This window comes from Phyllobacterium sp. CCNWLW183, from assembly GCF_037203775.1.
Taxonomy (GTDB): Bacteria; Pseudomonadota; Alphaproteobacteria; order Rhizobiales; family Rhizobiaceae; genus Phyllobacterium; species Phyllobacterium ifriqiyense.
This window is the reverse complement of sequence record NZ_JBBCBN010000007.1, coordinates 341,847-349,757: the sequence shown is the minus strand read 5'-3', so window position 1 is coordinate 349,757 and position 7,911 is coordinate 341,847. Positions and strand designations below refer to the sequence as shown.

The window sequence follows — 7,911 nt, the reverse complement described above, 5'->3', positions numbered from 1 at the left end:
CCGGCAGCAAGAGCTTCGGCAAAGGCCAAAGCCTCCGCCAGCGTCTTGTTCATCTTGAAACTCGTGCCAATCCAGAAGGTCATGACTTATGTCCCTCTTCCATCTTGGATTTGAGCAAAATAATCATCGGCCCCAATCTGTCCTCCTTTAAGCGCAATCTGAAGACCGTTTGTGGGTCCGTATGGCCCATGAGCGATGCAGAGCGGTGATCCGGGCGTTTGTGGCAGGGGAAGCAATGTCGTTAAGGCTTCCGTATGTAACTCCTGGAGAGCGTGACTGGAGGTATCGCCGCCCGCAATAACTACACGCTCGAGTTTTTGTTCTTCGACGAGACGGCGTAAAATAGTGCCAAGGACCTGTCCAAGCCGGTGTCGCGCGCCGGCGATATGGTCGATATCTGCGCCGCGATCGGCCGACGGACCAAGCGCCGTATGGAGGATGACACTACGCCCGGCATTCAGGCTTATACATCCTGCTTTGACTGCGTCGTTCACAGCCTGGTTGGTGTTTTCGCCGATCAGTTGTAATGGATCAAGATCAACAGTGTTGAAGCCGTCGGCTCTTGCGCGGCGTATTTGCCTTTCCGTTGTCGGCGAAACACTGCCAGAAACCACTGCAAGACGGTCCACTTTACCAGGCAAGGGAAAATTGGGCGGTGCGCCCAGGACACCCTGGGAGCACCACGCGCTGATGAGAGCGTATTCTACGCCGGAGGAGCCAGCGACAAACAGGCCGCCATTTCTTCTTAGTTGCCACAAATGCTTGCCTGCGGCCATCTGCGACAGATCGCCGTCAACGTCGATAAGCGAGACCCCCGAGGCGATTCCATGTGCTGCAATCAGACTGTCTGCGTCGTCACCAAGCAGTGCTACAAGGTCTACCAGTCGCACCGGCAGGCTGGTTTGCCTGCTCAGATGCACCGTAAGATCGGCTTCATCCATCGGTGTCACCGGGTGCCTGCTCATGACAGGATGGCGGTCGATGCGAAAGACCGTACCCTGATAAGCGGCAAAGAGATGACCAAAGGCTGTATAGCGCTTGAGTTGCGGCGCGCCGACAATCACAGGCACACATGATTGCCCAAAAATCCTCTTTCCAATCTCGATTGCTTTGCCAATATTCCCAATGCGCGGACTGGAATCAAAGGTGGAACAGACCTTATAGTGACAAATGGCCGCCTTACGTTCATGTAGCCACTCAATGGCAGGAGCAAGATGGTCTTCCATCCACTCTGGCGTCTGGCTACGGCTCGTGCCGGCAATCCCGATCGCTTGGCAATCTTTGAATCGCTCGAGCAGGTCAACGCTTGGAATGCCCAGGAACAACACTGTAGAAATACCGTTGAGCGCCAGTGCTTCCATGACATCGGTAGAACCGGTAAGATCATCTCCGTAGTAGCTGATAAGTGGGCGCGCCATCAGCACCTCAAGCGCCTTTGCCATTGGCGAACTTGTTGATAGATGCCGCAAGTTCCGGGTGGTTTTTGGCATAAAGGCCAAGTGGAATGTCGGCGACGGCCGCCTCCCAAGCCTGCTGTACAGCCCTGACACCAGCGGCTGGACCCTGGGGATGGCTGACAATGCCGCCTCCACATAGATAGAGAAGGTCTGTTGACCGGCCGGTCCGATTATAGGTGTCAGGTGCTTGGCCACCCCACTGACCGGAGCCGACCACAGGCAGCGGGCAATCGGATTTATCAAAGAGCGGCGTGCTCAGAGCCTTGAAGGAGGAGATGAAACTCTCATCCGGTTCCCAATATTTGACACGGATGCCATTGATCTGGAACTGGTCAACGCCGATCAGACGCCAGAATTGCTGCCAGACTTTAAAATCCATGCCCGCGCCCGGACTTCGGGTCAGTAGATCCCAACCATTGCGATGGGCGTGTAGCACAAGACCAGAGCGCTTGCGCAGGAAGGTCATTCCGCCCATCCCGATTGAATTGATGTTGACGACGGCACAATTACCGCCGGCTTTCAGCACTAGATCGTGATTGCGCATCAGCTCATCAGGATCAGCGTGCGAGATTCCGAACGCATACATGACCTTCTTTCCGGTCCTTTGCTCGTGATCAAGAATGAGGGGCATGATCGCTGCGATGCGTTCCTTGAGCGGAGAATAGGACGGACTCATCAGCTTCTCGTCGTCCTTGATGAAATCCACCCCTGACCGTACCAGCTCTTCTGCCAGAGCTGCCGTTTCTCCCGGGCGCAGTCCAAGTGCCGGCTTGACGATGGTGCCGATGATCGGACGGTTGTATACATTGGTCAGGCGACGACTCTCAGCGATTCCAAATTGTGGACCCGGATGAGCAGAACGAAAAGCATCGGGGAGTCTCATGTCGACGACGCGTATGCCGGTCATGCCCTTAATCGAGTAGACTCCGCCTATCGCAATTGTCATCAATGCAGATAGATCCGTACCGACGGCATCAAGGGGAAAAGCAATTTCGACATCGGCGCGGCGCAGCCTGGCATGGCCTTTTTCAAGCTCGGGCCAAGTCGGTATCACAGCATTTTCCAGCGGCTTGATCGAGACTACATGCGCGGCAACTCTAGCCTTCAGCTCCTCAGTTTCGCCCGGGACCGGGACGAAGGTTCCAGTTGATTGGTCGCTGGCGATCTTCTGAGCCATGGCCTCGATATTGCCAGGTGTCTCAATGCGGTACGTCAAGTGGATCATCATGGAATTGCTGCTCCCAATGCCGCCGAATATTCGTGGCGTCAACTCATGATGTGGTATAATGAGTATTCCAACGGCTGTGAAGAAGAATTTTGGCATGCAGCGCGATTTCGGCGCGCCCCCTATTCTCGATGTCCTGTTAGCTTGTATAAGGAGTGCAGTTTTGAACCAGCGAGACCCCATGAATCAGCCTGTTGAACAGATCGTCCGTCGGAAACTGTCTGATGAAGTCTTCGACCGTCTGGAACGGATGATCACGTCGGGCGAGTTGAAGCCGGGAGACGATATGCCCTCCGAGCGGGTCCTCATGGAGCGGTTCGGCGTTGGGCGTCCAGCGATCCGCGAAGCGATGCAAGCGCTTGCAAATATGGGGCTGGTCAATATTTCACATGGCGAGCGCGCCAAGGTCCTGCAGTTGACGGCGAAGTCAATCTTCCGTCAAGTTGACCTGACCGCAAAAATCATGCTGTCACAATCATCGGACACGCTGGAACATCTCAAGAGCAGCCGTATCTTCTTCGAGCGGGGGATGGCGCGAGAGGCTGCCTTGCGCATAGAGCCACAAGACATCGCCGATCTCGAGGCCATCATCGAGCGCCAACGCCAATCGCTGGGTCAAGCAGAAGAGTTCATTTCAGCCGACATGCGGTTTCATAGCCGCATTGCCCAGATTTCGGGAAATCCGATCTTTGTCGCGGTAAGTGAGGCGATGCTTGCTTGGTTGAAGGCTTATCACACCGACATGCTCATCTGGACCGGGAAGGAAAAGTTTACGCTGGTCGAACATGAAGAAATTCTCGATCGCTTGGCAGCGAAAGATGCAGACGGAGCCGAAGCCGCTGTTCTTAAACATCTCGAGCGGTCAAGAGCTCTTTACACTCGGTAATGGTGTTGATAACGACCCTGGTCCGATCATAGGCAAGGGTTCAACGAGCCGCCCATCATTGCTGCATCCGGTTTAACTGGGATGAGATGATTGCAGGTGCTGTCCAGATCCATCCATGGCTAATGATATTTGACTTTCTATCCATGCCGGGGATCTGCCCCGGCAGAACGATCGCGATTGCGCACGCCCCGCGCCTCCTCCGAGACGGTGATGACTCGTCGCTATTCGTCGGTCTTCCTGTGCAGGATGTCGGGATTTTCAATCTTGCCTGGCGTGGAACGATGCGCCCGGCCGTGTCTAACACGGGAAGCGAATGCCCCTTGCTGGCGCTGGGAGCAAATGGAGCCGCCGCGCTTGGCGGCATTGAGTTACGCATGCAAAACTCCAGCATCGCAACACTGTCGAGCAGCTGGCAAATCCGAGCCCAGAGCTCTCTTATTACCGGGATCAGTGAATGTTGATCTCGCCGCTGACAAGCCGCCACTCATTAGCCCCGATGAGACGCCTGTGGGTATAGCGGATGGAATGCAGGGGGCCGTCGAGTTTGTCTTGCCAGAAATCAAGAAACTTCCTCATGACCGGAAATTCCGGCGCTACATCATAGTCCTGCCAGACGAAAGTCTGCAGGACGGATTCAAAATCGGGAATGCGATAAAGAATATGAGCTGTTGTCAGGCCGTAACCGTCAAGCTGGCGCTCCAATTGCGATGAATACTGCATGCTTCATCTCCATTGCGTAACGATAACCAAGTTTGGTCCACAACCGTGCAGAAATCAACAGAAAACAGGGCGCTGATGGTAAAATTATTGTTTCTTTACATAGTGTTAGCAGCGGGCGTTAGAGAGTGCTAATTTTTTTGATTTGAGATATTGAAACTGTGTCTTGCTGAAACCAGATCGATAGCCGCTATCGCTTGAACAAGGATAGCGCCCACTCCGGATTGGCCTTTCGGTCCGGGAGTGAAATTGAACATGATTTGTTTGTCCATGGAGGAAAACATGACATTTCGACCGCTACACGATCGTATTCTAGTCCGCCGCGTCGAGTATGAAGAAAAGACAAGCGGCGGCATCATCATTCCTGACACAGCCAAGGAAAAACCGCAGGAAGGCGAGGTATTGGCCGTCGGTCCTGGCACGCGAAACGAAGCCGGCCAAATTCAGCCCCTCGAGCTTAAGACCGGAGACCGTATCTTGTTTGGCAAATGGTCAGGTACCGAAATCAAGATCAATGGCGAAGAACTGCTGATCATGAAGGAAAGTGATGTAATGGGCATTGTAGAGGCTCAGACGATCGAGAGGAAGGCTGCGTGAGCGGGACGTATCATTATAAACTGCTGCGTGAAAAAAGGAGCAATTAAATGGCTGTCAAGGAAGTAAAATTCAACACGGACGCGCGTGAGCGTATGCTGCGCGGTGTCGATATTCTTGCAAATGCTGTAAAAGTGACCTTGGGTCCCAAGGGGCGCAACGTTGTGATTGACAAGTCCTTCGGTGCACCGCGCATCACAAAAGACGGTGTTTCTGTCGCCAAGGAAATAGAACTTGAGGACAAGTTCGAGAATATGGGTGCTCAGATGCTGCGCGAGGTAGCATCCAAGACCAATGATCTTGCCGGAGACGGCACAACAACGGCAACCGTGCTGGCTCAGGCTATCGTCAGGGAAGGCGCAAAGGCCGTTGCTTCGGGCCTTAATCCGATGGACCTGAAACGCGGGATTGATATTGCGGTTGATGCCGTTATCGGCGAACTGAAAAACAATGCTCGCAAGATTTCCAAAAACGCGGAAATTGCCCAAGTGGGCACGATTTCTGCAAATGGCGATGAAGAGATCGGCCGATACCTGGCAGAAGCAATGGAAAAAGTGGGCAACGAAGGTGTCATTACCGTTGAAGAAGCCAAGACCGCCGAGACCGAATTGGAGGTGGTTGAGGGCATGCAGTTTGACCGAGGCTACCTGTCGCCGTATTTCGTCACCAACCAGGACAAAATGCGGGCCGAACTGGAAGATCCCTATATTCTTATCCACGAGAAAAAGCTTTCCAATTTGCAGGCCATGCTCCCGGTTCTGGAAGCAGTCGTGCAATCTGGTAAACCCCTTTTGATTATCGCCGAGGATGTCGAAGGCGAGGCGTTGGCAACGTTGGTCGTCAACAAGTTGCGCGGCGGCCTGAAAATAGCCGCTGTCAAGGCGCCCGGTTTCGGCGATCGCCGCAAAGCTATGCTCGAAGATATTGCCATATTGACTGGCGGAACGGTGGTTTCCGAGGATATGGGTATAAAACTCGAGAACGTGACGCTCAATATGCTCGGCCGAGCCAAGAAGGTTGTGATCGAAAAAGAAAATACCACCGTCATCGATGGGGTCGGTTCAAAAGCCGAGATCGAGGGTCGCGTCAGCCAAATTCGCACGCAGATTGAAGAGACCACGTCTGACTATGATCGTGAAAAGCTGCAGGAACGTTTGGCAAAGCTGGCAGGCGGCGTTGCCGTTATTCGCGTTGGTGGCTCCACGGAAATCGAGGTTAAGGAAAAGAAAGACCGGGTCGACGACGCACTGCATGCTACGCGAGCAGCCGTTGAAGAAGGCATTCTGCCGGGTGGTGGTGTAGCCCTGCTGCGTGCTGTCAACGCGCTGGACAACATCTATATGGCCAATTCAGACCAGCAAGTCGGTGTCGAAATTGTTCGCCGTGCGATCGAAGCGCCAGCGCGCCAGATTGCGGAGAATGCGGGTGCCGAAGGATCGATTATTGTGGGCAAACTGCGTGAAAAATCTGAGTTCTCGTTCGGGTGGAATGCCCAAACGGGTGAATATGGCGACCTTTACGCCCAGGGCGTCATCGATCCGGCAAAGGTTGTACGCACGGCGCTTCAGGATGCAGCTTCCGTTGCCGGTTTATTGGTGACAACGGAAGCTATGATCGCTGAAAAGCCGAAGAAGGAAACATCTCCTGCACTACCAGCAGGTGCTGGGATGGATTTTTAAATCGCGAACCCGACCCGCCTCACAGGGGCGGGTCACCACCATTCGTTGGGGGGCATTGACAAGATTGTTGAGATCGAACGCGCGCGATTGATGGACTCGCAGGAGCGCCACCAATTTAAGGCGCGATGGTTGGAAACACAGCTGGCGCTCTCCGGTCCAGCGTCTGGCGGTATTGTTCTGCCTCCCAATGGTTCAATTGGTGTTCATCATCTTCACTCAGGTAGGCAATTTTTTCTCCCTCGGGGATCCGTGCAGTAACTTCTGCAAGGCAACGGGCCATAACTTCTCCGCCTTGGGCAAGTTCATTTGAAAGTAGAATACCTTTTCCGGAGACCAGGAGCAGCTTCGGTGCAGCTTTGTTGCGGTTTCTGTATTTATTGAGTACTGCCTCAATCGAGCCCTCGGGATCGACAACGCCAAGCTCCGTGCCCAGAAAAATGACGTGGTCCGGATATAGGGACCCACCAAGTGCGTAAGCCATGCTTAACGGCGAAAGAGCTGTCTTATGGCTTTCCATATCGGGGGCCGGGCGGAACGCAGAGTCCTTTGCAATAGCCGACAGAGCTGCAATGTCGGGCGCACCTGTACTGCGTGGATCGGTGGCAAGAGCAGCGCTGACACGTCCAATTTTTCCGGCAACGTCTTCTGCCGTGTCGCCCGTGACGATTATGCCATGATTAAACAAAATAAGGACATCGGGCGTCCTGTGCGCGATCTTTTCGATTTGCCGTGCAAGCGGCGTTCCCGGTCGGCGATAAGGGACCATCTCCCACTTCAGATCCGGTATTTTAGCCATGCGTGCCGCGAGCACCTTCTCACGTTGCTCAAGGACTGCAAGCGCGATCGTATTGACGCAATGATAATGCGCAACAACCCGGCTGGGAAGGGCCGCATGAAAGCTCGTTTCTATGGAAGGCCGAAGGCTGCTGGTGTTCATGCTGCCGACTATAAAATCGGTCGCTTTATCGGCACGAGAGTCGCCAGAACGCAAGGCATCCACTAAGGGTGCCGCCAGCACAGGTACCATAATGTCCCGCTCCTTCGCATGGGCGAGCCACGTCCCGGATGCTTTGATCCACATGACCCCCTCTGCTTTCAACGAAGTGTTGCCGCCAGCTCCTTGCGTTTTGAGGATGTCATTGCCGATCTGGCTTGAGAGATCAAGGAACTGCTCAAAGGTGTTCGTCAGGGTCTTGCTCGAATACATCAATACCACCGTTGCGCGCTTCACTTACGTTTTGACTTGGAAGGCATCAAGCCATGGTGATCAAAGTTTCTATCGAAACTTAGAGTTTTGATTGTAAATCGTCAATGATGAGGTTTTTCCATCTATCAAACTTGCAGGCTACCCGG

7 protein-coding genes and 1 pseudogene are annotated in these 7,911 nt (G+C 53.8%); 3 read left to right on the top strand and 5 right to left on the bottom strand.

What is annotated here, in order from left to right; translation table 11 throughout:
* The 3 genes and pseudogenes from V9K95_RS17645 to oiaX all read right to left on the bottom strand — a co-directional run.
* Positions 1-83: pseudogene (locus tag V9K95_RS17645) on the bottom strand (triose-phosphate isomerase); the annotation flags it as partial.
* A 3-nt stretch (positions 84-86) separates the two neighbouring features.
* Positions 87-1,418: a four-carbon acid sugar kinase family protein gene (locus tag V9K95_RS17640; RefSeq protein ID WP_336441328.1), complete on the bottom strand. Its 1,332-nt coding sequence runs from the start codon at positions 1,416-1,418 to the stop codon at positions 87-89.
* A gap of 7 nt (positions 1,419-1,425) precedes the next feature.
* Positions 1,426-2,685: a 3-oxo-isoapionate-4-phosphate decarboxylase OiaX gene (oiaX, locus tag V9K95_RS17635; RefSeq protein ID WP_336441329.1), complete on the bottom strand. Its 1,260-nt coding sequence runs from the start codon at positions 2,683-2,685 to the stop codon at positions 1,426-1,428.
* A gap of 178 nt (positions 2,686-2,863) precedes the next feature.
* Between oiaX and V9K95_RS17630 the strand changes: the two genes are divergently transcribed.
* Positions 2,864-3,568, top strand: a complete 705-nt coding sequence (locus V9K95_RS17630) for a transcriptional regulator NanR (RefSeq protein WP_336441525.1) — start codon at positions 2,864-2,866, stop codon at positions 3,566-3,568.
* Between the two features lie 447 nt (positions 3,569-4,015).
* On the opposite strand, the gene V9K95_RS17625 is transcribed toward V9K95_RS17630, so the two are convergent.
* Complete coding sequence (locus tag V9K95_RS17625; protein WP_336441330.1) at positions 4,016-4,288, bottom strand: usg protein; 273 nt, start codon at positions 4,286-4,288, stop codon at positions 4,016-4,018.
* Positions 4,289-4,567: 279 nt separating this feature from the next.
* Here V9K95_RS17625 and V9K95_RS17620 point away from each other — a divergent pair, with 279 nt between their 5' ends.
* Positions 4,568-4,882, top strand: a complete 315-nt coding sequence (locus V9K95_RS17620; RefSeq protein WP_336441331.1) for a co-chaperone GroES — start codon at positions 4,568-4,570, stop codon at positions 4,880-4,882.
* Between the two features lie 47 nt (positions 4,883-4,929).
* Entirely contained in the window at positions 4,930-6,558 is a 1,629-nt protein-coding gene (groL, locus tag V9K95_RS17615; RefSeq protein ID WP_336441332.1) for a chaperonin GroEL, read from the top strand.
* A 115-nt stretch (positions 6,559-6,673) separates the two neighbouring features.
* On the opposite strand, the gene V9K95_RS17610 is transcribed toward groL, so the two are convergent.
* Positions 6,674-7,765 (bottom strand): class II aldolase/adducin family protein, encoded by a 1,092-nt coding sequence (locus tag V9K95_RS17610; protein WP_336441333.1) that lies wholly within the window; start codon positions 7,763-7,765, stop codon positions 6,674-6,676.
* Positions 7,766-7,911 lie beyond the last annotated feature (146 nt).